Consider the following 25,424-nt stretch of genomic DNA (forward strand, 5'->3'; position numbering starts at 1 on the left):
GCATCTTCCTTGGCCTGTTCGAAATCGGCGATTTCCTTCTGCGGGGCCACCCACACCACGTTGCCGTTACGACGCTTGTCCAGCGACTTGGCTTGCAGCACCAGATCCAAGGCCTGATCCCAAGGCACATTCATCAGGCGCAAGGTGACATTACCCTGCACATTATCGGCGGCCACAATGTTGAGCCCGGACTCTTCGGCAATCAGCTGCAAGACCGTGCGGACGGGGACGTCCTGGAAGTTGAAGGTGACAGACTTGCCGCTATAGCGGGTACCGGCATCGCTACTGGCCGCGTTGCTCTTGACCGCGCCCATTGCGGGCGCTTTGCCTGAGGTCTTGGCCACACTGGCTGCGGCAGCACGCGGCACGATTTCAACGATGTACTCGTTGCCACTCTGATAGGCCATGGACTCGAAATTGCCCTGTGTACCCAACACCAGCTGCGTGCCGCTGCTGGTTGCTCGTGCCTCGATGCGCTGCACCGGGGTGGCGAAGTCCGTCACATTCATCGGCCGCTGCAATGCCGCTGGCAGCTGTGCATTGCCGACATCGACAATGACGTTTGAGCCCATGTTGCGCAGATCAGGCGCAGCACCGTTACCCGAGAATTTCAGGATCAGCTTGCCTGATCCACCATCTCCGCGCTTGAAGTCAATCGCGGAAACAGTCACTGCATCGGGGGTACGCTTGGCCGGGTCGGCCAGTGCACCGGTTGCAGACTGCCCGATACCAACGGCGGTGATAGATAAAGCAGGCGTTGCGCTTGCGCCGCTGGCAGACAGCCCCACCATGACGGCGGCGGTGAGCAGGCCCAGAGGCAAGGAGCGCCGGATCGGCTGCGTTTGCGTGGCGTTGTTGAAGGTCATCGGTTTATTCCCCAATCAATTGTCTTCGAGCGCCATCTTGGCGGGGCGTTCAAGCCAGCCGCCCGCGCCATCCGGAACTAGTTCGACCAGTTCAATCCGGTCTTCGTACACGGCGGTCACGCGACCGTCGCTTTGCCCCATGTAGGTGCCTGGCTGCACGCGATAGGTCACCTTGTCAGGTGCCATCACCAGTGCCACCAGCGCCTTCCCGGTACCCAACGTACCGACCATTTTCATGCCGTCCAGAGAAAACATTTCCAAGGTCTGCTTGCGCCGACCAGGATCCGGACGCGGCCCATTGCCACCTTCGCCAGTGAAGCTCTGATCGAACGGATCGCGCAGGTTCTGGGCGGTGTATTCAAAGGTTTCAAACTGCTGCATCACCGGCAACGGCTCCAGCGGCGGGGCCGGCTTGGCCTTCACCTCGGCAACCCACTTCTCCAGCTCCCCACGCCCGCCGCCACAAGCGGTGAGTGCGGCGCAGAGCAGCAGGAGCAGCAGCCAAGGCAGGCGATTGGACAATGACATGCGCATGCTCACTTGCCCCCCTTCTTGTCGACAGCCGGTGCAGCCTTGGCCGCTGCCTCGGATTCTGCCGATTCTTCTTCATCCAGATAGCGATAGGTCTTCACGGTGCCTGCCAACTCCAGCGCACTGTTGGGACCAATGCGGGCATTTGGATTGTTCTTGGCATTCTTGGGCTGCAGCGAGATGTCGTGCATGGTCATGATGACCACCCGTGGCAATGAGGCCACACCACTGACGAATGCCCCGAACTGGTGGTAGGTACCCACCATGCGCAACATGATTGGCTTTTCAGCATAGAACTCTTGCTTGGTTTCCGGACCCGGCTGGAACAAGTCATTCTGGATGCCGGTGGCCAGTGCCGTCTGCGAGATATCCACAATCAAGTCAGGCATTTCGGTCTTGCTGGGCAGCTGGCGCAGCATTTGCTGCAGCTGCTGTTCCATCTGCACCAATTGCTGTTTGAGTGGCTCCAGGTTGGCGGCCTTGCCCTGCTTGGTCTCGAACTCTGTTTTCAGATCGGACTCTTGCGCTTCCAGCGACTTCAATTCGTCCTGCTTGCCTTTCACCATCAAAAACCAGGCCAGCACTACGATGAACAACGCCACCAGCCCGCAAAAGCCCAGCTGCGCTTCGCGTGGCCAGCCACCGATGTTGTTGAGCTGCAACTCGTTGAGTTTGATTTTTTTCTTTTCGTTCACGACTTGCTCCCTCCTGCGGCAGGTGCAGAGGCAGGTGAGGCTGGCTGCACTGCGGCTGGAGCGGCCGTTGCCGGGGCTGCCGGAGCTGCCGGAGCTGCAGCCGGAGCAGCTGCCGCATCCGCGGGTGCAGTGGCGTCCGTGCCCTTGGTCTTGCTGGGATCGGACAACTTGACTTTCAGGGTGAACTCGTACGGCAGACCCGGGTTACCCTCCTTCGCCTCAATGATATTGAGGTCGGGCTTGGTCATCCAGCCGGAGCTTTCCAGTTGCCGCATATAGGTCGACACCCGCGCATTGGACTGCGAACGTCCACTCAAGGTGAGGATGTCGCCCTCTTGCTTGATCGCGGTCAGTGCCACACCATCGGGAATGGTGCGCACCAGCGAGTCAAACAGATGCACCATTTGTGAACGATTGGCTTGCAGCTGCTCAATGACTTCCTTACGCGCCAGCAACTTGGCCTTTTTCTGGTCAAGCGCTTCGATTTCCTTGATCTCACCGTCAACCTTGGTGATTTCACCGCGCAGGAAATCGTTGCGTGCAGCCTGATTGGAAACGCGCCCGGTATAGAAGCTGTAGATCAGGATGGAGAGCAGGATACCGGCCAACACGGCCAGCCCCAGCATCCCGACGAATTCCTTCTGCCGTGCTTTGCGGCGTTCTTCACGCCACGGGAGGAGATTGATCCGTGCCATCAGTCGAAGCTCCTGAGTGCGAGCCCGCAGGCAATCATGAGAGCGGGCGCGTCCTGAGCCAATGCATGCGCTTGCACGCGCGGCCCGAGGGTCATTTGCGCCAGCGGATTAGCCATCACGCTCGGAATCCCGAGCTGCTCTTCCACCATTGCCGCAATCCCCGGAATCGACGCGCAGCCACCGGCCAGCACGATCTGATCGACCCGATTGAATTCACTACCGGCATAGAAGAACTGCAGGAGACGGCTGACTTGCTGCACCATCGCTTCCTTGAATGGCTCCAGCACTTCGATTTCATAGCTTTCCGGCAAACCACCCTGGCGCTTGGCCAAGCCGGCTTCTTCGTAGCTCAGGCTGTAGCGACGCATGACTTCGTCGGTCAACTGTTTGCCACCAAACACGTTTTCGCGGGTGTAGATGCTGCGGCCACCGCGCAAGACATTCAGCGTGGTCATGGTTGCACCGACATCCACCAAGGCTACCAAGCCATCCCGCGGAACGTTGAGGGTGGACGCCATCAGCGCAAACGCGTTTTCGATGGCGAAGGCCTCGACATCAATCACCTTGGCAGTCAAGCCACCCAGTTCGAGTGCCGAGGCGCGCACCTCGACGTTCTCCGAGCGCGAGGCCGCCAACAGCACCTGCACCGACTCGGAATTGCCCGGTACTGCACCGATTACCTCGAAGTCCAGATTCACTTCCTCGACGGGATACGGAATGTAGTTGACCGCCTCGAGCTCAATCTGAGACTCCATTTCGTCTTCGTCGAGTGCCGCCGGCATGGTAATCACCTTGGTGATTACCGACGAGCCAGACACCGCCGCAGCCGCATGCTTGACCCGCGAGCCAGAGCGCGCCACTGCACGGCGAATCGCTTCGCCCACAGCCTCGACCTCGACCAGATTTTTCTCCAGCACCGCATTTGGCGGCAACGGCTCCACCGCGTAGTGCTCCACGCGATAACGATCGCCCGTCCGCGCAAGCTGCAACAGCTTGACTGCGGTCGAACTGATGTCCACGCCGATCAACGGCGGTTGTGTTTTTGTCCCCAAGCCCACGGCTTCTCCCCTTCCCACAGTCGCTTGCGCGCACTAGGTGCTGTAGTACATGAATAACGGACTTTTTACCGCAAGGCAAGCCAAACATAAAGCCCACCCGCCGAAAACCCCATTTTCCGTCCCGCTCGGCTCGATCAACGCAAGCGCAGATCTGAACCGGCCACCCCCGTGGGCCGGTGATTGCCGGCGCATCATCATATACTCCGCGATCTTGTTTACTGCAATCGGAATTTGCGCCAATGCCCCGTTTTTCTCGCCTGCTGCGCTGGTTTTTGCTGGGTTCCGTCGCAATTTGCCTGATCGGAGCGCTGGTTGTCGGGGCCTTGGTGTATGCCATCAACTCACGCCTGCCGGATGTCCAGAGCCTGCGCCATATCGAGCTGCAGGAGCCGATGTACGTGTATGCACGCGACGGCCGGCTGATTGGTTTGTTCGGCGAAATGCGCCGCTATCCGATCGATATCCGCAAGGTGCCGGCGCGGGTCAAGCAGGCGTTTATTGCTGCCGAAGATGCCAATTTTTACGAACACCACGGGGTTGACTTCACCGGCGTGGCGCGCGCGATCTGGCTGCTGGCCAAGACCGGCGGACAAGAACGGGTGGCCGGCGGCTCCACCATCACCCAACAAGTTGCCAAGCAATTTTTTCTGAGCTCCGAATACAGTTTCCGTCGCAAGTTCGCTGAGATGCTGCTGGCGATGAAGATGGAGCGAGAGCTGAGCAAGGACGAGATTTTTGAGCTGTACCTGAACAAAAGCTTCTTCGGCAATCGCGCGTATGGGGTGGCCGCTGCCGCCGAGTACTACTACGGCAAAACCCTGGATCAGCTGAACCTGGATGAAGCCGCCACGCTTGCCGGCATCCCCAAGTTCCCGTCCAGTGGCAACCCGATCAGCAACCCCGATCGCGCCCGAATCCGGCGTGACAATTACATCCTGCCGCGCATGGCAGAGCTCGGCTTTGCCAGCCGTGTCGAAGTCGATGCCGCACGCCAGGTACCCATGCACGCTGCGCCGCATGAGCGTCAGATCGAGGTATACGCCCCGTACGTGGCCGAAATGGTGCGCCAGCAAATGGTGGAACGCTATGGCGGCGACGTCCTCAACAAGGGCTACCACGTCACCACCACCATCGACCCCACCCTGCAAGCGGCCGCCGATCGCGCAGTGGTGGATGGTCTGCGGGTGTATGACCGTCGCCACGGCTGGCGCAAGCCAAACAAAACCGTGCAAGTTCCAGCAGGCGCTGATGCCAAGGCGATTGGGCACCTGTTGCACGACATCCCCGTGCAAGGCGGCCTGCTGCCCGCGGTGGTGACGGCCAACGAATCGGGCCAATTGCAGCTGGTGCTTGCCGATGGCCAAACTTTGACGCTCGCCGGAAGCGCCCTGTCCTGGACCGGCAAACCCGCCGCTGCGTTGGCCCAACGTGGTGATGTGGTGCGCGTGCGCCGCCTGCCAGTGCCTGCCGACAAGCCCAATACTCCGCCGCAATGGGAGTTGGATCAATTGCCGCTGGCCCAAGTGGCCCTGGTATCACTGGATGCCGACAACGGCGCGCTGCGGGCGTTGGTGGGTGGATATAGCTTTGCCGGCAACAAGTTCAATCGCGCAGTGCAGGCGCGTCGCCAGCCGGGCTCCAGTTTCAAGCCATTCCTGTATGCGGCGGCGATGGAACGCGGCTTCAACCCCGCCTCGATCGTGCTGGACGCGCCGGTGGTGTTCAAGGATCGCAAAGGCCATGAATGGCGGCCACAAAACGATGGCGGCAACTTCGCCGGCCCGATGCGCTTGCGCGAGGCGCTGGTGCAGTCCCGCAACCTGGTTTCGGTGCGCCTGCTGGACACCATCGGCGTGGATTATGCACGGCGCTATATCAGCCATTTCGGGTTCGATGAAGCCAGCCTGCCGCCCAATCTGTCGATGTCATTGGGGACCGCCTCGTTGACCCCGATCTCGGTGGCGCGTGGCTACACCGTATTCGCTAACGGCGGCTTCCTGACCACACCTTGGTTCATTGACAGTGTGCGCGATCGCGACGGCAAGGAACTGTTCAAGGAAAGCCCCGCCATCGCCTGTCCCAGCTGCACAGTCGCCGCCACACCCGGGCAAGCTGCTGCACCTGCACCATCAGGCAAAGTGGATGGCTTTGACCTGGGCCCCGCCGGTACTGCTGCGGCCAGCGCGGCGCCGGCGCAGGCGAGCACCGGCAAAGCAGCCACGGCCAGCATGCCTGCAAATACCCTAACGTCCAGCACCCCGGCTGATTCCAGCTCGAAAGTTGCGCCACGTGCGATTGATTCACGGGTAGCGTGGCAGTTGGCCTCGATGATGCGGGATGTAGTCAAGCGTGGCACCGCCACCGCCGCACGAGTACTGAACCGTGATGACGTAGGCGGCAAGACTGGTTCCACCAATGACCACCGCGACGCGTGGTTTTCCGGTTTTGGCGGCCCGTACGTCACCACCGTGTGGGTGGGCCGGGATGACTTCCAGTCACTGGGCTATCGTGAATACGGCGGCAAAGCAGCCCTGCCGATCTGGATCAGCTACATGGCAGTGGCCCTGAAAGACCAACCGCTGCGCCTACCCGATCCACCGGAAGGCATGGTCAAGGTCAGCGTCAGCGCCAGCGGCCGGCTGTTGCCGGGGGTGGAAGGCGGCATCACCGAGTGGGTGAAGGCAGAAGATTTGCAGCGGATGGAAGAAGACACCCTGGCCATACCCGACACCGATACTCAGCCCTCCGAGGAATCTTTCGACATTTTCTGATACTCGAAGATGACGACCTGCCCTGGCTCGGGTACAGTCGGGGCAGGCCGTTGTGCGGGGATCAACGATGTCGACCAGCCATCCACACGCCAAACCGCACGCGCATATCCACGCCCAGACCCGCGTGCGTGAGCGCCGACACCAGCTGGCCACCGAAGCGGCCCGGCTGATGGCGGAAGGCGGCATCCGTGATTTCCACTTGGCCAAACGCAAGGCGGCGCAGCGACTTGGCATCCTTGATGATGCATCCCTGCCGCGCAATCGCGAAATCGAGGACGCCCTGCGCGAGCATCAACGCCTGTTCCTGGGGGATCACCGGCAGGCCGAATTGCAACGCCGGCGCGAAGCGGCCTTGCCGGCGCTGGAATTCTTCCAGCACTTCCAGCCACGGCTGGTGGGGCCAGTGCTGGACGGCACCGCCGATGCCCACTCCCCGGTGAGTTTGCACCTGCACAGCGACGATGCCGATGCCGTGCCCCGCTGGCTGGAAGAGCACCGCATTCCCGCAAGTGCCCGCAGCCATCGGTTACGGCTGGATCACGAGCGCAACATCGATGCGCCGGCGTGGTTATTCAGTGCCGAAGGCCTGGAATTTGACGTGACGGTGTTGCCACAGGACAGCTTGCGGCAAGCGCCGCTTTCAGGGGTTGATGGCAAACCGATGCGACGCCTCTCACTTAACCAACTCCGCCTGCTATTGGCAGAGCCTGGGATCACCGGCAATATTGCGGACTTGAAGTAGCCCACCCAGAAAGCAGCCCACCCAGACAAACGCCCCGCACTGCGGGGCGCCTGAGCGTGTCGCGGTGGTGCTGCCTGACTCAGCGCTGCGCGATTCCGACATAGTCGCGGGTCGGGGCGCCGGTATAGACCTGACGCGGACGCCCGATCCGGTTTTCCGGGTCGTTCTGCTGCTCCAGCCAGTGGCTGACCCAGCCGGCAGTACGCGCGATCGCAAACATCACGGTGAACATTTCCACCGGGATCCCCAGCGCCTTGTAGATGATGCCACTGTAGAAATCAACATTCGGGTAGAGCTTGCGCTGTACGAAGTAATCATCCTTCAGCGCCGCTTCTTCCAACTTCATCGCCACGTCCAGCAGCGGATCGTTGACGCCAAGCTCGCCCAGCACTTTGTAGGTCATCTCGCGGATGATCTTGGCGCGTGGATCGAAGTTCTTATAGACGCGATGGCCAAAGCCCATCAGGCGGAAGCCGGATTCCTTGTCCTTGGCCTTGTCCACCGCCGACTGCACATTCTCCGGACGACCGATTTCGCCCAGCATTTTCAGCACCGCCTCATTGGCACCACCATGTGCCGGGCCCCACAGTGCGGCAACGCCTGCGGCGACGCTGACATACGGATTGGCACCGGTGGAGCCGACCAAACGCACGGTGGAGGTGGATGCGTTTTGTTCGTGATCGGCGTGCAGGATGAACAGCAAATCCAGCGCCTTGGCCGCCACCGGGTTCAGCTCCAGCGGCTCGCTGGGCACTTCCATCATCATGTGCAGGAAGCGGGTGGTGTATTCCAGATTGTTACGCGGGTAGCGGATCGGCCAGCCGATCGAATAGCGATGGCAAGCAGCGGCAATCGTCGGGATTTTGGCGATCAGGCGGATCGCCGCCAAACGCCGCTGTTCCGGGTCTTCGATGTTCAGATCATTGTGGTAGAAGCTGGCCAGAGAACCCAGCATCCCGGTGAGCATCGCCATCGGGTGCGCATCGTGGCGGAAGCCATACAGGAAAGTACGAAACGCCTCATGCATCATCGAGTGGTGAGTCACCTCGTGCTCGAAGCCGGACAACTGCAGCGCGTTGGGCAGCTCGCCGTGCATCAGCAGATAGGCAACTTCAGTGAAGCTGGACTTCTCAGCCAGTTGCTCGATGGGATAGCCGCGATACAGCAACACGCCAGCATCGCCATCAATGTAGGTAATCGCCGACTTGCAGCTGGCGGTGGCGCCAAAGCCCGGGTCATAGGTGAAGCAGCCGGTTTCTTTTGGCAACTTCGCAATATCCACGCAGGGCTGGCCCAGCGTCGGGTGCAGCACCGGCATGGCGATCGATTTGTCACCTGCATTCAGGGTGATCTGGTCAAGGTTGGACACAAGAACCTCCAGTGGGGAGCGCGGCAACGGCCATTGGCCATGCGCCTGCGCATGGGGAAACCCGAATTATCGCATACGCTTGCCGAGCTCGACCTTGGACTAACGTCACAATCGCCTGATGTGAGCCTGCCACGCACAGCAAAACGGCCGCCTAAAGGCGGCCGTTGCAACAACAAGCGCCAGGTGCTTATTTCTGGTAGCGCTTGCGAAACCGATCCACGCGACCACTGGTGTCCATGATCTTGTTTTGACCGGTGTAGAACGGGTGCGAAGACGACGAGACTTCCACTTTGATCAGCGGATATTCATTGCCGTCTTCCCACTTCACCGTTTCTTTGCTGGCGAGGGTGGAACGGGTCAGAATCTTGAAGTCCGAGGTCACGTCCTGGAAGACGACGTCGCGGTATTCGGGATGGATGCCGGCTTTCATGAGCAAACTCTAGGAAGTGGAACGGATTGTGAGCCGCGCATTATAGACGCGCCGTGGCCGGGCGTGCAACTGTACCGAATTCAGGCCCCGCCAGGGGCCGCCAACGCGGCCTCGATCATGGCCTCGAAACGTGCCTGGTCATAGCGCATCAGGATCGCCACATTATCTGCTGCGCCGGTTTGCCGGTTCCAATCGACAATCGTGGCTCCGCGTGCGTGCTGACCGGCGGTTTCCACCACCAGCGGCCGCTCCCGCAGCTCCAGCGCACCCTCCGGCTGCAAGGCCAGCGCCATCGCCAGCGCGTCGGCGGCATGCCAGCGCTCGCCGCGGCCGGCCTTGGCCCAGGCGCGGGTATGGGCGGAGATGCCGGCATAAAAACGCGCCCGCGGCGAGTCCGCCGCCAGCCAGCGCTCGGCATCGTCATGGCGGAAGCCGTGTGCCAGCACCGCTTCCCAGTCGGCCAGCTCGATCTTCGGGAATGCGGAAAACACGATATGCGCCGCCTCTGGATCAAAGGCGATATTGAACTCGGCCGCTGCGGTGATATTGCCGTGCGCGCTGACCGCCGCGCCCATCACCACGCAGCGCGCAATTCGCGATGGCAAGCTGGGGTCCAGTTTGAGCGCCAACGCCAGATTGGTCAGCGGGCCCAACGCCACTAGCAGCAAGTTGCCGGCGTGCTCGTGCGACAGCCGCAAGATCGCCAGCGCCGCGTGTTCGGCCTCGGCATGGCGGGCTGCAGGCGCATAGCCGGTATCGCCAAACCCATCGCGCCCGTGCACATAAGCGGCATCACGCGCGGGGAACACCAGCGGTGCATCGGTGCCGGCAAATACCGGCACCCGCACTGCGCAGACTTCGCACAGTTTCAATGCATTGGCGACGGTGTGCGCAAGGCCCACATTGCCGGCGGCAATGGTCAAGCCCACCACCTCATGCTGCAGGTCGTTGAAGGCCATCAGCAGGGCCAGCGCGTCGTCCACGCCGGGGTCGGTATCAATCAACAGAGGAATACGGGATGTCTTCATCACCCGATTATGGCCTACGCCCGGACTCAGGGGATTGTGCAGTCCGATATTTATATTAGAATGATCTTAATTATTACGGATCCTCATGAAGCTCCTGCGCAGCACCGTCGTCCACTTAGTCTTCGTGGTCATCGCCAAGGTGATCGTGCTGGCACTGCTTTACGCCCTGTTCTTCACTCCTGCACATCGCCCGGACGTCGACGCAGACGCCGTGGGCCGCCGCCTTGAATCCCCCCCGAGGTAAGTGTCATGCCTGACCTGCACGTCGTCGATCTGTCGCGGCTCCAGTTCGCGATCACTGCCCTGTACCACTTCCTGTTCGTCCCGCTGACGCTGGGCTTGGCGCTGCTGTTGGCGATCATGGAAAGCGTCTACGTGATGACCGGGCGCGTCATCTGGAAGCAGATGGTGAAGTTCTGGGGCGTGCTGTTCGGCATCAACTTCGCCATGGGCGTGGCCACCGGCATCACCATGGAATTCCAGTTCGGCACCAACTGGGCCTACTACTCGCACTACGTCGGTGACATCTTCGGCGCGCCGCTGGCCATCGAAGGCCTGATGGCGTTCTTCCTGGAGAGCACCTTCGTCGGCCTGTTCTTCTTCGGCTGGGACCGCATGAGCCGGCTGCAACACATGGTGGTGACCTGGTTGATGGCGCTGGGTGCGAATTTCTCGGCCCTGTGGATCCTGATCGCGAACGGCTGGATGCAGAATCCGGTGGGTGCCGAGTTCAACTTCGAGACCATGCGGATGGAAGTGACCGACTTCGCCGCCGTGCTGTTCAATCCGGTGGCGCAGTCGAAGTTCGTGCACACGGTGAGCGCGGGCTACGTGACCGGCGCGATGTTCGTGCTGTCGATCAGCGCCTACTACCTGCTGAAGGGGCGCAACTTGCAGTTCGCCAAACGCTCCATCACGGTGGCCGCCAGCTTCGGCCTTGCCTCCGCGCTGTCGGTGGTGGTACTGGGCGACGAGAGCGGCTACACCGCGTCCGAGAACCAGCACATGAAGGTCGCGGCGATCGAAGCCGAGTGGCATACGGCACCGGCACCGGCGTCGTTCACGCTGTTCGGCCTGCCCAGCATGGAGGAGCGCGAGACCAAGGCGGCGGTGCGGATCCCGTGGGCGCTGGGCATGATCGCCACCCGCTCGCTGGACGAGCAGGTGCCAGGTATCCATGACCTGGTGGAGCAGAACAAGCAGCGCATCCGCAACGGGATCGAGGCGCACGCGGCGTTGGCCGCCGTGCGCGCGGACCGGACCAATCCGGCGAAACAGCAGGCGTTCCTGGCCAAGCGCGAGGACCTGGGCTTCGGCCTGCTGACCCTGAAGTACGTGGACGATCCGGCCAAGGCCGACGAACGCGTGATCGACCAGGCTGCCTGGTCGACCGTGCCGAACGTACCGGTGCTGTTCTTCTCGTTCCGGATCATGGTGGCGCTGGGCTTCTTCTTCATCGCGCTGTTCACCTGGGCCTTCTTGCTGGCGAGCAAGCGCAAGCTGGAGAACCCGCGCTTCCTGCGCATCGCGCTGTGGAGCCTGCCGCTGCCATGGATCGCAGCGGAACTCGGCTGGATCGTGGCCGAGTACGGCCGCCAACCCTGGGCGATCGACGGCGTGTTGCCGACCTTCCTCGGTGTCTCGTCCACCAGCAGCGCACAGGTCACCGGCAGCCTGATCGGCTTCGTCCTGCTGTACACCACGCTGGCCGTGTTCGACGTGTTCCTGATGCGGCGCATGGTCAAGGCCGGCCCCGAAGGCCTGAGGCTGTGGCCACTACCGGACGCGCAGCAGGCGCACGAGACCCACGCCACCGCCAAGGAGAACGGCCATGTTTGACTACGGCACCCTGCGCGAGATCTGGTGGCTGCTGCTGGGCATCCTGCTGATCGGCTTCGCCGTCACCGATGGCTACGACCTGGGCCTGGGCGCGATCTACCGGTTCATCGCCCGCGACGACACCGAGCGCCGGATGGCTCTGGAGGCCATCGAACCCCATTGGGAGGGCCACCAGGTCTGGTTCATCCTTGGCGGTGGCGCGGTATTCGCGGCGTGGCCGATGCTCTACGCGGCCTCGTTTTCCGGCTTCTATTTCGCGATGCTGCTGGTACTGCTGGCACTCATCCTGCGGCCCGTCGGCTTCAACTTCCGCAACAAGGTCCAGCACCCGGCATGGCGCAATGGCTGGGACTGGGCGCTGATGGTGGCCGGCGCGGTGCCATCGCTGGTGTTCGGCGTGGCATTTGGCAACCTGTTCCTGGGCGTGCCCTTCCACTTCACCGACAACCTGCTGCCGGTCTACGACGGCCGGTTCTTCGGCTTGTTCCATCCGTTCGCGCTTGTCGCGGGCGTGGTCAGCCTGGCCATGCTGGTGATGCACGGTGCCACCTTTGGTGCGATGAAGGTCGAAGGCCCGGTCGGCGACCGTGCGCACCGCGTGGCACGCGTGGCCGCGGTGATCACGCTGGCCGCCTTCGCGGCAGCCGGCGCCTGGCTCGCGTTCCTGCCGGGCCACGCCATCGTCGCTGGCGCCATGGCGGACGGCCCGTCGAATCCGCTGGGCAAGCAAGTCGTGGTGGAAGCCGGCGCCTGGCTGGGCAACCCGCGGGCCCACCCGGTGCTGTGGCTGGTGCCGGGACTGGCCGCCCTGTCGATGCTGGCGGTGGCGGTGGTGCGCCAACGCGTGATCGCCTTCGTCGCCAGCGCCGTGGCGGTGGCCACCGTCATCCTGACCGCCGGCGTCGCGCTGTTTCCCTTCCTGCTGCCATCGGCCACCGATCCCGGCCATGGCCTCACGGTCTGGGACGCCTCGTCCAGCCAGCGCACGCTGGGGATCATGCTGTTCGCCACCGCGGTGTTCCTGCCGCTGGTGCTGGCCTACAGCACCTGGGCATTCCGGATCATGCGCGGCAAAGTAACCCGCGCCCACGTCGAAGAACAAGCACGCAACGGAGGTGGTTACTGATGTGGTACTTCACCTGGATCCTCGGCATCGCGTTCGCCGCCGCGTTCGCGATCCTCAATGCCATGTGGTACGAGCTGCACAGCGACCGCGCGCGCGGCGTGAAGCGGCCGTTCGAAGCCCCCTGAGGGCGCCGCGTTGGCCCGGTTGCTGTCGCTGCTGGGCGGGACCGGTCTGGCGCTGGCCCTGCTGTTCCTGCCCGCAGCTCGCGGGCAGGCACTCACGGCGTCCGAACACGGGCGGATGACGCTGGTGCTGCTGGCGATCTGCGCGCTGTTCGTGCACGGCAGCGGGTTCCGCTTCCATGCGCGCTGGGCCACGCACCTGTTTTCGCCATGGGTGCTTTGGCCCGCGGCAGCCGTGACCGCCGGTCTGTTCTGGACCGCCTGATCTGTTGGCTCAGCGGTAGCGGCGCAGGTAGCGCTTCTCGAACGCCGCCTTGGCCCAGTGCATCATGCGCAGCGGCGGCAGCGCGCGACCGCCGGCACCCTTACGGGTCACCAGCAGGCCGCGATCGAGCGTGTCCACGATGCACACCAGCTCGGCGGTGAACGCTTCCTCCGCCGGCTCACCGCGCAGGGTGCGCAGCAGGTTGCGTGCGGCCACCTCGGCCTGCAGATCGGCCTGGTGGGCCTGCTTGGGCAGCCAGTCGGGACCGGGATAGCTGCCGCCGTCGCCGGCCACGTAGGTGCAGGCCACGCCGGGCACGCGGCACTGCGCATCGCCCTGCACGAAGCCACCGGGCGACCGCGGCAACGCCGTGGCGTCCAGCCACGCCTGCCCGGTCAGCCCGGGCATGAACACGGTCATCGCACTGTCCAGGCGGGTGCGCTCCAGCTGCACGGCGTCAGCCTCGAAGCGCTGCGGTTTCTCGCCCAGCACGGTGTCGATGCCGCGCTTGCGCATCTCGCCCAGGATCAGGCCGACCGCCTTCTCGCCCAGGCGCTGCCCGGGTTTCTCCGACGGACTGAAGAACGCCAGCCGGAAGCGGTCGCGGCGGCGCTGCTTGCGCAGCAGGGTGTCGATGCCGAACACGAACTCGAACACCGGGCCGCCGCGCATGGCGATGGGCTCGTTCGGGTTGCTGCCGAAGCCGAAGCAGAGCGTGCCGCCCTCCAGCGCGGCCAGCCGGTCGCGGATCGCCTCGCCGGCGTCCACGCCCTCGCAAGGGATGATGGCGTGCTCGATGCCCGGCAACTTGCGGATGAAGCGCGCGCCGGTGGCGACGATCAGGCCGTCGCTCGCCATGTCGCCCGCGTCGGTGTGCAGGGTGCGCGCATCCGCCGACAGCCCGGTGGCGCGGGCGCGATGGAAGGCGATGCGCTCGCGGCGCAGGAAGGCGTCCAGCGGCACCACCAAGTCGGTGCGGCTGCGCAGGCCCGAGGGAATCCAGATGGTACCGGGCAGGTAGTGCAGCGCCGCCTCCGGTGCCACCAGGGTGAGTTCGGCGTCCGGCGCGTGCCGGCGCAGGGTGCGCAGCGCGGTGAGGCCGGCGAAGCCAGCGCCCACCACGGTGATGCGTGTGGTCATCTCGCGCCCCTTATTCGCCGATTCCCAGCGCTTTTTTCAATACGGGTTCGATGTGGGTGACACCCGCTTTGCGGCCCAACTCCAAGGCCGACTGCGCAGACGCGCCATCAAAGTCTTTTTGCTCCAGTGCCAACAACGCCCCCGCGCGATTACCGCTGGCGCAATGCACCAGCACGCCGCCACCGTGCCTGGGGGCCAACGCCACATGCAACAAGCGCGCATTGGCCAGATTGATGCCTTCGCCACCTGGCACCGGGATTTCCAGGTAGTGCAGGCCCGCTGCCTTGACCTCGGCGGCCTCGTTGCGGTCTTTCAGTTCCCCCGCTGCACGCAGATTGATGACGGTACGAATGCCGTCGGCTTTGATCAGCACCCAGTCATTCGCCGCCGGTTGGCCGGCGGTAAACAAACCCGGCAACGGCTGCATCAGCGGGGTTTGCGTACCGATGGTGGTGGTCATCGGCGCGTGTGCGCAGCCGCTCACCAGCGCCGCCAGTGCTGTGCCACAGGCGATGCGATGCAGCGTGTTCATGTACTGGCTTCCGGTGCCGGCGAAAGCTCATCATAGGCGCGCAGTGCTTCGGCGGCATAAATCATCGAGGGCCCTGCGCCCATGTAGATCGCCATCGACAAGGTTTCCAGGATTTCCTGCCGGCTGGCGCCGGCACCGATGGCCGCCTTGGCATGGAAGCCGATGCAACCATCGCAGCGCACCGCGACTGCAATGCCCATGGCGATCAATTCCTTGGTCTTCACGTCCAGCGCGCCGGGCTTCAGCGCTTCGCGCGCAAGCATGGAAAACCCCCGCATCGGCTCGGGCGCGCCCTCCCGGAACTTGCCAATGGCGGCGTTGAGATCATCGATCAAATCCGGAAACGACTGGCTCATGTAACACTCCTTCGATCAAAGAAACTGGTGCGTCCAGCGCACGATATCGGCAGTACCCATGGCACCCGACTGCCGCGCAAGCTCATGGCCCTGGCGAAACAATACCAAGGTGGGAATACTGCGGATACCGAAGCGGCTGCCCAGCGCAGGCTGCGCTTCGGTATCCACCTTGGTCAGCCGCAGCCGCGGCTCCAATTGCCTGGCCGCCGCCTCGAATTGCGGGGCCATCATCCGGCACGGCCCGCACCATGGTGCCCAGAAATCCACCAACAGCGGCAAGTCCGCACGCTCGACGTGGGCATGGAAGCCGGCACCATCCAGCGCCAGCGGATGGCCGGTGAACAGCGCAGCGCCGCACTTGCCGCACTTGGGAGCCTCCGCCAGCCGCGCATCGGGCACACGGTTCAGGCCGTTGCAGGCCGGGCAAGCGACGATAGTGGATGGGGCGGCGCTCATGCGGCCTTCCCCGCGCCTCCGGGCACGTATTCGGTGCCATCGGCGTCGATGATGCGGACGTCCACCTGCATGCCCTCGCGCACGCTCTGGGTGACGATGCAGAACTCCTCGAACTGGCCCAGCACGCGGTCGAAATGCTCCAGCCCGGTCGCGGCATCCGACAACCGGATCACCACCTCAGCGCGTGGGATGCGCCAGCGGCCGGCGGCGTTGCGCACCTTGTCGGCGACGATCTCGGTGCGGATCAGGCCCGGCGCATTCTTGAACTTGCGCAGCGCGAACAGCAGGCTGGCCGATAGACAGTTGGCAATACCCGCCAGCAGCAGGTGCGACGGAGTAGGGCCCGCACCCGCGCCCAGCGGCGTGCTTTCATCGGTGTGCAAGGCGTCCAGGCCGGCGCCTTCGAAACTGATCCGGAACGCGTAAGGCCCGTCCTGTTCCAGCAGCAGCCGGATGCCGTCTTCGCCACTCATCTTGCTCCTCCATTTGTTTGCTCGGCATGGCCGGCATCCGCTGTCCTGCGCTTGAGCACGTAATACAACAACGGGATCACCACCAGCGTGAGGACGGTGCTGACCAGGATGCCGAAGATCAGCGAGATCGCCAGCCCGTTGAAGATCGGGTCATCGAGAATGAAGAATGCACCCAGCATCGCCGCCACACCAGTGAGGACAATGGGCTTGGCACGCACCGCGCAGGCATCGATCACGGCATCCACCAACGGCACGCCACGCGCGGTTTCCTGGTTGATGAAGTCCACCAGCAAAATGGAATTGCGCACGATGATGCCGGCCAGCGCGATCATGCCGATCATGCTGGTGGCGGTGAACTGCTTGCCCAGCAGTGCATGCCCCGGCATGACGCCAATCACGGTCAGCGGGATCGGCGCCATGATCACCAGTGGCACCAAGTAGCTGCGGAACTGCGCGACCACCAGAAGATAGATCAGCACCATGCCGGCGGCATAGGCAATGCCCATGTCACGGAACGTTTCATAGGTGATCTGCCATTCGCCATCCCATTTGATCGCATAGCTGCTGGTATCGGCAGGTTGGCTGATGAAGGTCTGCGCCAGCGTTTGCCCTGCGACCTTGTGTTCATTGAGTTGCGACACGATATTGAACATGCCGTACAGCGGGCTATCCAATTTACCGGCTTCATCGGCCATCACATACACCACGGGCAAGCCGTCTTTGTGATAGATCGCACCATCCCATGTGGTTTTTTCTACGCGCACCAGCTCCGACAGCGGCACCAGTTGGCCCTGCATCGCGCGCACCTTGATCGCCAAAACACCCTCCAGAGCGGCTTGATCTTGCGCAGGCAAGCGCAGCCGCACCGGGCGTGGATATTTTGAAACGCCATCGTGCACATATGTTGCGGCCAACCCGGCAACACCCATCGCAATGGCATCGGTAATCGCCGATTGCGGCACACCTAGCCGTGCAGCGCGCTCGCGATCCACCACAATCTGCTCGCGCGGGGCATTGGCTTCTACGCTGGTATCGATATCGACAATACCTTCTGTGCGGACGAAGTGGTCTTGCTCCAAAGCTTTGGCAATCTTGCGTTGCCCGGCGTAATCGGGGCCATAGACTTCCGCCACTAGGGGCGAGAGCACCGGCGGGCCGGGCGGCACTTCCACCACTTTGACGGATGCGCCGTATTTTTCACCCAGCTTGGCAAGTGCGGGACGCACCGCCAGCGCGATGGCATGACTCTGGCGTTTGCGGTGATGTTTGTCCACCAAGTTGACTTGCAGATCCCCCACGTTATTGCCGCTGCGCAGGAAATATTGGCGCACCAAGCCATTGAAATTGATCGGTGCTGCGGTGCCTGCATAGCCTTGGTAGTTCAGCACTTCTGGCACGCCATCAAGCTTGGCGGCAAGCTCGGTCAGCAGCGCATTCGTTTGCTCCAAGGTGCTGCCTTCGGGCATATCCACCACCACTTGTACTTCAGACTTGTTATCCAACGGCAGCATCTTCAACACCACCAGCTTGAAGACGGCAAGCGACGCCGACAGCAAGACCAAGCCCAACATCGACGCAAATAGCAATGCCCGTTTTCTGCCTGCTTGCTCGCCTTTCAAAAACGGCGACATCACCCGTTCGAACAGGCGGTGCAGCCAGCCCGCTTGTTGCGCTTCGTGGGACTGTTCGGCATGTTCGCTTTGCCCATGCCGCGCCAGCAGCTTCAACGACAACCATGGGGTGACGATCAGCGCAATCGCCAGCGACAGCAGCATCCCCACCGACGCATTCACCGGAATGGGCCGCATATACGGGCCCATCAAGCCCGACACAAATGCCATTGGCATCAGCGCGGCAATCACGGTGAATGTCGCCAAAATGGTGGGACCGCCGACTTCATCCACGGCGGGCGGGATGGCTTCGATCAGCGATTTGCCATCGCGTGCCATATGCCGGTGGATGTTTTCCACCACCACGATCGCATCGTCCACCAAAATGCCGATGGAAAAAATCAGCGCGAACAAAGACACCCGATTAAGGGTGAAGCCCATCATCTTCGATGCAAACAAGGTGACAGCCAGCGTGAGCACCACCGCCGTGCCGACCACAATCGCTTCGCGCCAACCGAGTGCGAACAGCACCAACAGCACCACGCTGCCGGTCGCGAAGATCAATTTTTGAATGAGTTTTTGCGCTTTATCGCTGGCAGTGGCGCCATAGTCGCGGGTGATATCCACATGCACGTTTGCAGGAATCAACTCGCCGCGCAGCTGCGCAATGCGCTTGCTAACGGCGGTGGTGATATCTGCGGCATTACTGCCTGGTTTTTTGGCAATGGCAATCGTCACTGCGGGCGCGGTGCCCGCTTTGGGGCCTGCGCGCCCGGCAGGTGCGCCGTACCAAACATATTGCGATGCGATATCGCCACGCGCTTGGATGTGGGCGACATCCGATAGCAACAGTGGTTTACCGCCTTGGCTACCAATCACCAGATTGGCCACATCTTCCGCATTGGCCAAATAGCGGCCCGCCGTCACCGGCACCGCACCGGTGCCAGCATCAATACGTTCCCCTGCCTGATGCACAACATTGGCCGCTTGCAACGCTTGCGCCAGGTCATTACTGGCCATGCCGTAAGCGGCAAGCTTGGCAGCATCCAGCGTCACCAAGACACTGCGATTAGGTGCGCCGATGGTGTAGATATCGCGTGTGCCGGGGATGCGTTTAAGATCCGCCTCCAAGGAATGGGCCACTTCGGCCAGCGCAGTGGCGTCCACCCGCGCGTCATCACTCCATAGGGTTAGCGCCATCACCGGCACATCATCAATCCCTTTGGGTTTGACGATGGGTTGCCCCACACCCACACCTTGCGGCAGAAAATCACCGTTGGAAAACACCTGGTTATACAGGCGCACCAGTGCCGGCTGCCGCGCCACACCCACTTCAAACTCCACCGTGAGCACCGCCATGCCGGGGCGGCTGATCGAATAGACATGCTTGACGCCTTCGATTTCCGAAAGCTTCTGCTCCAGCGGCGTGGACACCCATTGCTCCACGTCGCGGCTGCTGGCGCCATCAAACGGCACCATGACATTGGCCATGGTGACATCGATCTGCGGCTCTTCTTCGCGCGGGGTGACGATCACCGCCAGCAGGCCCAGCAACAATCCCACGATCAACAAAATGGGCGTGAGCGGATTGTTTTGGAAGGCTGCGGCCAGGCGCCCGGAAATGCCCATGCGCGGGAGCTCAGTCACGGCCAGACTCCATCGCTTTGCGCTGCTGGGCCAGTGCTTGCGTGGCCGCAACCGGGTCTTTGGCCACCACATCTCCCGGGGTCAAACCAGCAATCACCTCAACGCGGTCACCGCTGCGTGCACCCAAACGCAATTGCCGCAACAGCAGGCGGCCGTCTTGCACCACATACACCGCACTAAGTTCACCGCGCTGGGTGATGCTGCTTGCGGGAATGCGCACAGCGCCTTTGCCTGCCTCCGTATTGGCGGCTTGCGTGTCTGCAGCGAACACCACTTTCGCGGTGGTCCCCGGCGCAGGCGGCACCGCCAACTTGGGCAAATTCACCCGCACATTGACGCTATGCGTCGCCGGATCTGCGGCCGGAAACACGATAACCTCGGCAGGCACCACACTACGCCCATCGGCCAGCAACACCTGTGCTTGCGTCTGCTTGCGGATGGCATCGGCGCGGGTTTGCGGTACCGCCACTTCAATCCGCAACGCATTCGGCGCGTACATGCGCATCAGCGGCATGCCGGGGGCTACGGTTTCACCCGGTTCCACAGTGCGTGCCGATATCACACCGGCATACGGCGCACGCACCACCGTGTACGCCGCTTGTTGCGCCGCCTGCGCCGCGATTGCGGCAGCGGCATTGCGCGCCGCCACGGCAGAATCACGCGCCGCACGCGCTTGGTCGATCTGTGCTTTGGAGACATATTGCGCATCGGCCAGCGCGGCAAAACGCTTGTAATTTTGTTCCGCTTCCGCCGCTGATGCGTCTGCCGCACGCAGTTGCGCGCGTGCGGCATTGGCCCCGGCGTCTTGCTCCACCGCCGTAATACGCAGCAGCACATCACCCGCCTTTACCGGCTGATTCACATCCACCAAGACCGCCGCCACCCGGCCTGCGGTTTGCGCGGCCAAATCTGCGCGCTGTACCGCCTCTACCACACCATCCCAACCACGCCCGGGCAAGCCCGCCCCGGCATCCACCGCGAACGTGGCAAGGTCTTTGGGTAATGCCGGCGTGGCGACCGGCTTGTCGTGGCTGCACGCGGACAGTGCCAGCAGCAGCGGCAATAGGGTCAGTGAAGTCTTGGACATGGCGTTTCTCTGGATTGGATGCAGTGGATCAACAGCGGTTGCAAGACGACTCTTGACCACGCCCGATGCCAAGTTTCTTCATCACTTTGGCGGCAGGGCAAAAGCCGGTGAACGCGGACTGGAACAAATTGAAACCGATAAACACGGTCATCCAGAAGAAATAAGGATGGACGAATTGGGTCAGCAACACGCTGATCAACACCATCACGCCGGCAAAGGCTTGTACGGCACGGTCGAGGCTCATGGGGAATCTCCTTGTGTAGTGGTCGAAATCAGGAAGAACGCTTTACGTCTTTCAGCCGCTCGATGCCAAGCAGGCTCAAGATGTGTTTTTCATAGATGGGCTCGCTGGTACCGTTGCGCATCTTGTAGAGGAAATATTTTTCGAACCCGATTTTGGCCAGATGCACCCATTTGCCGATTTTGGTCCAGGTGACGTTGCGCGGCGGAATCTGTGGCAGCGCCACGAACGCCGCGCCGGTATCGCCCATATCAGCCAAGCACACCGCGTTCCACGTGCCTTCGAAATTTGCTGCCTCGCCTTTGAGTTCGGCTTGGATGTTTTTCACGATGGTGGTAACCATCGACTCAATCATGAACCCCGTTTTCGGCGCACCAGTGGGCACTGGCGTCGCTTCTACGGGCGGAATGGCCACGCACACGCCGGCTGAAAAAATCTTGGGGTATTTGGGGCTGCGCTGCTGCTTATCCACGATCACAAACCCGCGTGGATTGCACAGCCCTTCCACTGCAGCCACCGCATCCACGCCTTTGAAGGCGGGCAGCAGCATCGAAAACTTGAACGGCAGTGTGCGTGTATCTGCTGGCTGGCCCTTGGCATCGTGCTCCAGTACGGTCATTTCGCCATCGCGCACGTCCGTCACTTTGCTATTGACCACCCAGTGGATATGACGCTGGCGCATTTCCGATTCCATCAAGCCTTTGGAATCACCCACACCGCCCAACCCCATATGCCCGATATAGGGTTCGCTGGTGACGAACGTCATCGGCACCTTGTCGCGCAATTTGCGCTTGCGCAGATCGGCATCGACAATCATCGCGAACTCATATGCGGGGCCAAAACAGCTGGCCCCGGCTACCGCGCCAATAACCACCGGGCCGGGGTTCTTCACAAATTCCTGATACGCCTCCCATGCCTGCGCGGCATGCGGTGTGGTGCAGATCGACTGGGTGAATCCACCGTGCGGCCCGGTACCGGGCACTTCTTCAAAGGCGAGTTTGGGACCGGTGCAAATCAACAAGTAGTCGTAATCAATACGGTCACCTTTGCCCGTCACCACCGCATTGCCTGCCGCATCGATCTGCGCCACCCCGCTACTGTCATAACGAATGCCGTGTTTGCCCACGTGCTCGCCCACCGGCAAGGTGATGTCGTCCTGCTTGCGCCAACCCACCGCCAGCCACGGATTGGAGGGCGTGAAGCCGAAACTCTCGCCCACCCCAACCAACACAATGTCATGCCCCTTGCCGAGGGTTTCGCGCAGCTCGTACGCCGCACTCATGCCGCCCAGCCCCGCGCCCACCACCACAAACTTCGCCATTGCAATGCCCCAAGTCATGCCACTTCGGCAACAACCATACATTAGTACTTGCTTATATTAGAGTCAAGTGATATTTTGCCGCGATGACAAAAAAGGACTCCCCAATAGATCCAGAAGCCATGCGCGCACACGCCGCCGATGCCGCGCAACTGCTGCGCGCACTGGCCAATGACAAGCGCCTGATGCTGTTGTGCCTGCTGGTGGAAGGCGAACGCTCGGTCGGCGAGCTCAACGCCCGGGTGGATCTCAGCCAATCGGCGCTGTCACAGCACTTGGCGGTGTTGCGCAACGACGGCTTGGTGACGACGCGGCGCGAAGCACAGACGATTTACTACACGCTGGCCAAAGGCCCGGCGCAGCGCATCATTGAAACCCTGCACGGGATTTATTGCGGCACACCCGCCTGCGCGACCTGAATCAGCCCGATAGCATCGGGCGTCATGCGCGCATGTCGTCCAACGCCTGCTGGATCGCCGACCACTCTTTCTGCTTGGGCATCACGAAGCCAAAACCCTTGCCCGCGCGCCTGGCCCACAGCGCACCGATACGGCGCTTTTCCACCTGATCGGGGTCGTTGTACAGATGCGCGCCTTTGTACTCGACCACCAGCATGCGGCCGTCCTGCATGCGCAGCAGGAAGTCGGGATAGAAACGCTGTTTCGAGGTCGGCAACGAGAACGCGCCGTGCTTGCGTTCGATATTGCGCACCCAGTCGCGCACGCCGTCCAGACGATTGGCGATGAAATCCGCGCACTCGAACTCTTCGCCTTGCGATTTCAGGTTGCCGATCTGCGGGAAGAAGTGCTTGGGCAGGGTGATGAAGCCGTTGTACAGCGAGTCCCAGGCATAACGGCCGCTTTTGAACACGCATTGCAGGCGCGCATCCGCGCTCATCTGCGTCTCATCGCCCAGCAAATCGAGAAAGCGCTGGCGATGTCCCATGCGCCGTGCCGCCGCAATCCGTTCACCCAGCGCCTCGCGCAGGCGTGGCCGGCGATAGGCCAGCTCGTCGATGGAAAAACCGCGTGCTTCCTGCAAGTGCCGCAGCACACCGGACAGCCACGCCGAAAGCTCATCCGGTTCCAGATCCGCTGCCGAAAGATGCTGCTCCAACGTCCACAGCAGATCTTCCACGCTGGCGGTGTCGCGCACGCCGAACAGGCCCATCTGCACGTCGAGCTTTTCCAGCGGATCAAGGTGCAGCCTGCCGGCGTCATTCATTTGCAGGCGCCGGCGTTGCAGGGTTTCCAGTTCACGCGGATAGGCCGCCTCATCCAGCAAAGGATCGATCTCGCCCAGCGCCAGCGTGCCTTCCAGTGGCGGCGCGTCGCCCAGGTCCACCAGCCAATCACCCTGCGACCACGCCAACAGCGGCAGGCTGAACGCCTCGCCACGCTCTGAAGGTGTCTGCACGGGCAATTCGACGGGTGCGGCCAAGCGGTTGAACGCCCGCTCAAGGCCCGCCGCCGCCGTGGTGCCGGCGAATGCGTCCTGCAGTGCTTTCTGTTCCGCAGGCTTCCACTGCCCGCGCAAGGTCATGCTGCCGGTTTCCGGCGAAATATCCAGCTTGCCTTCGATCCGCTTGCGGGTGGCGTCCGGTATTTGGCTGAAATCCGGCAACACCACCGCATCGCCAGCCATCGGCAATGACAACGATACACTGGCGTTCTGCCGGAACAGGTCTTCCGCGCCATCTGCCTGCGGCATGACGGTACGCACCAGATCATTGATGTCTTGCCGTTCAAACCCGGCCTGCACCAAACCATCACGCAGGGTGGCGGCCACCTCGGCGATATTGCTGGACACCGCGAAGGCATAGGCGCGGTTGAGCGCCTCGTGCTGCTTGCGGGTCACCTGCGGCATGCGCAGCACGCGACCCAGCACCTGTTCCAGCGCCATCTGCGTGCTGCTGCCGCGAAAGCTCATCAACACATACGCCGCTGGCCAGTCCCAACCTTCGCGCAATTTGTCCGAGGTGATGACAAAGCGCAGCGCGGCCGCATCCACATCCACCAGCTCATCCACGCCGGTGGCGGAACGTGCGATCTGCGCGGCGGGGATGCCGAATTCATCGATCAACGCCGCACGCACGCGGTCCACGGTCATCGCGTCCGGGTTGTCTTTCTGCTGGCGCTCGGCCTGCAACAGCATGATCGGCCGCAGCACTTCGCCGGTGGCCACGCATTCGGCATCGGCCTCGCGTTGCAGCGCACCCAACTGGGCGATGGCCTCACGCAGGGCAATGCGCCAGTCCGGGTGTACGGCCATATCCACCGGCAGCTTGATCATGTCCTCGCTTTGCAGGGTGGAGGCGGAAATCGACACCAGCACATTGGACGGTTGATGCAGGCGGTCCGGGGTGGCGGTCAATTCCAGCACCGCGCTGGGGGCCAGCCGCGCCAAGGTATCGAACGCCAGTTCGCTGCCTTGGTTGTGCGCCTCATCCACCACGATGAACGGGCGGCGCAGCGCCAGCGCTTCCACCAGCGACCAGCCGCTGCCTTCGATACCGCGAAAATGCTCCATCAGCGCGCCATTGGCGCGATACACCGCCAAGCGTTCGGTATCGGCCTGTTTGAACGCCTGCATGGTGGCCACGATGATGGTGTCGTGGCCATCCAGCACCGAGGGCGGCACCGCCAGCGCCTCGTCGATATCCAGCACCGCCACCTCACCAAACAATGTGCGCAACTCGCGGTAGAGCAACTCGCCGGGGGTTTTCAGCACGCGCAAGGTTTGCGTGCGGATAGCATCGGTAGGCACCAGCCACACGGTCAGGCTGCGCTCGCCCAGCGGCAATGCGCGCTTGGCGCGGGCGATGGCATGGCCGCCAATCACCGTTTTGCCACCACCGGTGGGCACGCGCAGGCAGACCACCGGCACATCGTCCGCAGCCAATGCTTCAGGCGCGTGGTAGGGAATGCGGAAGCCGAAATTGGCCTGCGTGCATTGCTCGAACGCCAACCGGCTGGCCTGCCGGGTGCCGGGGTTGGCCTCGGCCTGCGCACGCCATGCGTGCAGGAA

The 25,424-nt window shown here is 62.4% G+C and carries 25 protein-coding genes and 1 pseudogene; 8 read left to right on the top strand and 18 right to left on the bottom strand.

The annotated features are described in order from the left end of the window. The 5 genes and pseudogenes from QWB57_RS02290 to QWB57_RS02310 form a co-directional block, all read right to left on the bottom strand. Positions 1 to 866: AMIN domain-containing protein (locus QWB57_RS02290; RefSeq protein ID WP_288968163.1), on the bottom strand; the 866-nt coding region annotated here is incomplete at its 3' end. A 15-nt stretch (positions 867 to 881) separates the two neighbouring features. Next, positions 882 to 1,310 (bottom strand): annotated as a pseudogene (locus QWB57_RS02295) (pilus assembly protein PilP); the annotation flags it as partial. 92 nt (positions 1,311 to 1,402) lie between these two features. After that, positions 1,403 to 2,092, bottom strand: a complete 690-nt coding sequence (gene pilO / locus QWB57_RS02300) for a type 4a pilus biogenesis protein PilO (protein ID WP_223629175.1) — start codon at positions 2,090 to 2,092, stop codon at positions 1,403 to 1,405. Next, complete coding sequence (locus QWB57_RS02305; protein WP_288968164.1) at positions 2,089 to 2,787, bottom strand: PilN domain-containing protein; 699 nt, start codon at positions 2,785 to 2,787, stop codon at positions 2,089 to 2,091. Before QWB57_RS02305 ends, pilO begins: the two co-directional genes overlap by 4 nt. After that, positions 2,787 to 3,845, bottom strand: a complete 1,059-nt coding sequence (locus QWB57_RS02310; protein WP_223629173.1) for a pilus assembly protein PilM — start codon at positions 3,843 to 3,845, stop codon at positions 2,787 to 2,789. The genes QWB57_RS02305 and QWB57_RS02310 overlap by 1 nt, the downstream gene beginning before the upstream one ends. A 239-nt stretch (positions 3,846 to 4,084) precedes the next feature. Between QWB57_RS02310 and QWB57_RS02315 the strand changes: the two genes are divergently transcribed. Together QWB57_RS02315 and QWB57_RS02320 are read left to right on the top strand one after the other, a co-directional pair. Next, on the top strand, positions 4,085 to 6,616 hold the full coding sequence (locus tag QWB57_RS02315) for a penicillin-binding protein 1A (RefSeq protein WP_288968167.1): 2,532 nt from the start codon (positions 4,085 to 4,087) through the stop codon (positions 6,614 to 6,616). A 67-nt stretch (positions 6,617 to 6,683) separates the two neighbouring features. Next, positions 6,684 to 7,358, top strand: coding sequence for a hypothetical protein (locus QWB57_RS02320; protein ID WP_223629171.1), 675 nt, complete (start codon positions 6,684 to 6,686; stop codon positions 7,356 to 7,358). Positions 7,359 to 7,437: 79 nt separating this feature from the next. Here the strand turns inward: QWB57_RS02320 and QWB57_RS02325 are convergent, their stop codons facing one another. From QWB57_RS02325 to QWB57_RS02335, 3 genes are all read right to left on the bottom strand, one after another. Then, positions 7,438 to 8,727, bottom strand: a complete 1,290-nt coding sequence (locus QWB57_RS02325) for a citrate synthase (RefSeq protein WP_223629170.1) — start codon at positions 8,725 to 8,727, stop codon at positions 7,438 to 7,440. A 187-nt stretch (positions 8,728 to 8,914) separates the two neighbouring features. Beyond that, positions 8,915 to 9,157, bottom strand: coding sequence for a type B 50S ribosomal protein L31 (locus QWB57_RS02330; RefSeq protein ID WP_223629169.1), 243 nt, complete (start codon positions 9,155 to 9,157; stop codon positions 8,915 to 8,917). 80 nt (positions 9,158 to 9,237) lie between these two features. Further along, positions 9,238 to 10,185, bottom strand: a complete 948-nt coding sequence (locus QWB57_RS02335; protein WP_223629168.1) for a nucleoside hydrolase — start codon at positions 10,183 to 10,185, stop codon at positions 9,238 to 9,240. 85 nt (positions 10,186 to 10,270) lie between these two features. Between QWB57_RS02335 and cydP the strand changes: the two genes are divergently transcribed. The 5 genes from cydP to QWB57_RS02360 are packed head-to-tail and all read left to right on the top strand — an operon-like array spanning position 10,271 to position 13,537. Continuing rightward, on the top strand, positions 10,271 to 10,429 hold the full coding sequence (gene cydP / locus QWB57_RS02340) for a cytochrome oxidase putative small subunit CydP (protein WP_223629167.1): 159 nt from the start codon (positions 10,271 to 10,273) through the stop codon (positions 10,427 to 10,429). Between the two features lie 5 nt (positions 10,430 to 10,434). Continuing rightward, positions 10,435 to 12,024 (top strand): cytochrome ubiquinol oxidase subunit I, encoded by a 1,590-nt coding sequence (locus tag QWB57_RS02345; protein WP_223629166.1) that lies wholly within the window; start codon positions 10,435 to 10,437, stop codon positions 12,022 to 12,024. Next, positions 12,017 to 13,150, top strand: a complete 1,134-nt coding sequence (gene cydB / locus QWB57_RS02350; protein ID WP_223629165.1) for a cytochrome d ubiquinol oxidase subunit II — start codon at positions 12,017 to 12,019, stop codon at positions 13,148 to 13,150. The genes QWB57_RS02345 and cydB overlap by 8 nt, the downstream gene beginning before the upstream one ends. Beyond that, a complete protein-coding gene (gene cydX / locus QWB57_RS02355; RefSeq protein WP_223629164.1) occupies positions 13,150 to 13,275 on the top strand; it encodes a cytochrome bd-I oxidase subunit CydX in 126 nt (41 codons plus the stop codon). The genes cydB and cydX overlap by 1 nt, the downstream gene beginning before the upstream one ends. A gap of 10 nt (positions 13,276 to 13,285) precedes the next feature. Beyond that, positions 13,286 to 13,537, top strand: a complete 252-nt coding sequence (locus tag QWB57_RS02360; protein WP_223629163.1) for a cyd operon YbgE family protein — start codon at positions 13,286 to 13,288, stop codon at positions 13,535 to 13,537. A gap of 9 nt (positions 13,538 to 13,546) precedes the next feature. On the opposite strand, the gene QWB57_RS02365 is transcribed toward QWB57_RS02360, so the two are convergent. Genes QWB57_RS02365 through QWB57_RS02405 form a run of 9 tightly spaced genes read right to left on the bottom strand, consistent with a single transcriptional unit; the run spans position 13,547 to position 22,418 of the window. Then, the gene (locus tag QWB57_RS02365; protein WP_223629162.1) at positions 13,547 to 14,677 is read right to left on the bottom strand and encodes an FAD-dependent oxidoreductase; all 1,131 of its coding nucleotides are present in this window, start codon (positions 14,675 to 14,677) and stop codon (positions 13,547 to 13,549) included. Positions 14,678 to 14,687: 10 nt separating this feature from the next. Beyond that, complete coding sequence (locus QWB57_RS02370) at positions 14,688 to 15,209, bottom strand: sulfur transferase domain-containing protein (protein WP_223629161.1); 522 nt, start codon at positions 15,207 to 15,209, stop codon at positions 14,688 to 14,690. Then, entirely contained in the window at positions 15,206 to 15,565 is a 360-nt protein-coding gene (locus tag QWB57_RS02375) for a carboxymuconolactone decarboxylase family protein (protein ID WP_223629160.1), read from the bottom strand. The genes QWB57_RS02370 and QWB57_RS02375 overlap by 4 nt, the downstream gene beginning before the upstream one ends. Positions 15,566 to 15,580: 15 nt before the next feature. After that, a complete protein-coding gene (gene trxC, locus QWB57_RS02380; protein WP_288968170.1) occupies positions 15,581 to 16,021 on the bottom strand; it encodes a thioredoxin TrxC in 441 nt (146 codons plus the stop codon). After that, complete coding sequence (locus QWB57_RS02385; RefSeq protein ID WP_223629158.1) at positions 16,018 to 16,494, bottom strand: OsmC family protein; 477 nt, start codon at positions 16,492 to 16,494, stop codon at positions 16,018 to 16,020. Before QWB57_RS02385 ends, trxC begins: the two co-directional genes overlap by 4 nt. Beyond that, positions 16,491 to 19,733 carry an efflux RND transporter permease subunit gene (locus QWB57_RS02390; protein ID WP_288968175.1) on the bottom strand — a complete coding sequence of 1,081 codons (3,243 nt, stop codon included), beginning with the start codon at positions 19,731 to 19,733 and terminating at the stop codon, positions 16,491 to 16,493. Before QWB57_RS02390 ends, QWB57_RS02385 begins: the two co-directional genes overlap by 4 nt. A gap of 10 nt (positions 19,734 to 19,743) precedes the next feature. After that, entirely contained in the window at positions 19,744 to 20,838 is a 1,095-nt protein-coding gene (locus tag QWB57_RS02395; protein ID WP_288968171.1) for an efflux RND transporter periplasmic adaptor subunit, read from the bottom strand. 28 nt (positions 20,839 to 20,866) lie between these two features. Continuing rightward, positions 20,867 to 21,082 (bottom strand): DUF2892 domain-containing protein, encoded by a 216-nt coding sequence (locus QWB57_RS02400; protein ID WP_223629156.1) that lies wholly within the window; start codon positions 21,080 to 21,082, stop codon positions 20,867 to 20,869. Positions 21,083 to 21,110: 28 nt separating this feature from the next. Beyond that, positions 21,111 to 22,418 carry an FAD-dependent oxidoreductase gene (locus tag QWB57_RS02405; RefSeq protein WP_288968172.1) on the bottom strand — a complete coding sequence of 436 codons (1,308 nt, stop codon included), beginning with the start codon at positions 22,416 to 22,418 and terminating at the stop codon, positions 21,111 to 21,113. Between the two features lie 65 nt (positions 22,419 to 22,483). Here QWB57_RS02405 and QWB57_RS02410 point away from each other — a divergent pair, with 65 nt between their 5' ends. Next, positions 22,484 to 22,816 (top strand): metalloregulator ArsR/SmtB family transcription factor, encoded by a 333-nt coding sequence (locus QWB57_RS02410; RefSeq protein WP_223629154.1) that lies wholly within the window; start codon positions 22,484 to 22,486, stop codon positions 22,814 to 22,816. Positions 22,817 to 22,838: 22 nt separating this feature from the next. Here QWB57_RS02410 and QWB57_RS02415 read toward each other — a convergent pair. After that, on the bottom strand, positions 22,839 to 25,424 hold a 2,586-nt coding region (locus tag QWB57_RS02415), incomplete at its 5' end, for a DEAD/DEAH box helicase family protein (RefSeq protein WP_288968174.1).

The organism is uncultured Thermomonas sp., from assembly GCF_937872235.1.
Taxonomy (GTDB): Bacteria; Pseudomonadota; Gammaproteobacteria; order Xanthomonadales; family Xanthomonadaceae; genus Thermomonas; species Thermomonas beijingensis.

Excerpts from the sequence above, each read along its gene's own strand:
- cydP (WP_223629167.1), top strand. The coding sequence starts at position 10,271 with ATGAAGCTCCTGCGCAGCACCGTCGTCCACTTAGTCTTCGTGGTCATC.
- QWB57_RS02405 (WP_288968172.1), bottom strand. The coding sequence starts at position 22,418 with ATGACTTGGGGCATTGCAATGGCGAAGTTTGTGGTGGTGGGCGCGGGG.
- QWB57_RS02370 (WP_223629161.1), bottom strand. The coding sequence starts at position 15,209 with ATGAACACGCTGCATCGCATCGCCTGTGGCACAGCACTGGCGGCGCTG.
- cydB (WP_223629165.1), top strand. The coding sequence starts at position 12,017 with ATGTTTGACTACGGCACCCTGCGCGAGATCTGGTGGCTGCTGCTGGGC.
- QWB57_RS02330 (WP_223629169.1), bottom strand. The coding sequence starts at position 9,157 with ATGAAAGCCGGCATCCATCCCGAATACCGCGACGTCGTCTTCCAGGAC.
- QWB57_RS02400 (WP_223629156.1), bottom strand. The coding sequence starts at position 21,082 with ATGAGCCTCGACCGTGCCGTACAAGCCTTTGCCGGCGTGATGGTGTTG.
- QWB57_RS02375 (WP_223629160.1), bottom strand. The coding sequence starts at position 15,565 with ATGAGCCAGTCGTTTCCGGATTTGATCGATGATCTCAACGCCGCCATT.
- QWB57_RS02395 (WP_288968171.1), bottom strand. The coding sequence starts at position 20,838 with ATGTCCAAGACTTCACTGACCCTATTGCCGCTGCTGCTGGCACTGTCC.
- QWB57_RS02335 (WP_223629168.1), bottom strand. The coding sequence starts at position 10,185 with ATGAAGACATCCCGTATTCCTCTGTTGATTGATACCGACCCCGGCGTG.
- QWB57_RS02345 (WP_223629166.1), top strand. The coding sequence starts at position 10,435 with ATGCCTGACCTGCACGTCGTCGATCTGTCGCGGCTCCAGTTCGCGATC.
- QWB57_RS02410 (WP_223629154.1), top strand. The coding sequence starts at position 22,484 with ATGACAAAAAAGGACTCCCCAATAGATCCAGAAGCCATGCGCGCACAC.
- QWB57_RS02305 (WP_288968164.1), bottom strand. The coding sequence starts at position 2,787 with ATGGCACGGATCAATCTCCTCCCGTGGCGTGAAGAACGCCGCAAAGCA.
- QWB57_RS02365 (WP_223629162.1), bottom strand. The coding sequence starts at position 14,677 with ATGACCACACGCATCACCGTGGTGGGCGCTGGCTTCGCCGGCCTCACC.
- cydX (WP_223629164.1), top strand. The coding sequence starts at position 13,150 with ATGTGGTACTTCACCTGGATCCTCGGCATCGCGTTCGCCGCCGCGTTC.
- QWB57_RS02320 (WP_223629171.1), top strand. The coding sequence starts at position 6,684 with ATGTCGACCAGCCATCCACACGCCAAACCGCACGCGCATATCCACGCC.
- QWB57_RS02315 (WP_288968167.1), top strand. The coding sequence starts at position 4,085 with ATGCCCCGTTTTTCTCGCCTGCTGCGCTGGTTTTTGCTGGGTTCCGTC.
- QWB57_RS02385 (WP_223629158.1), bottom strand. The coding sequence starts at position 16,494 with ATGAGTGGCGAAGACGGCATCCGGCTGCTGCTGGAACAGGACGGGCCT.
- QWB57_RS02390 (WP_288968175.1), bottom strand. The coding sequence starts at position 19,733 with ATGGGCATTTCCGGGCGCCTGGCCGCAGCCTTCCAAAACAATCCGCTC.
- trxC (WP_288968170.1), bottom strand. The coding sequence starts at position 16,021 with ATGAGCGCCGCCCCATCCACTATCGTCGCTTGCCCGGCCTGCAACGGC.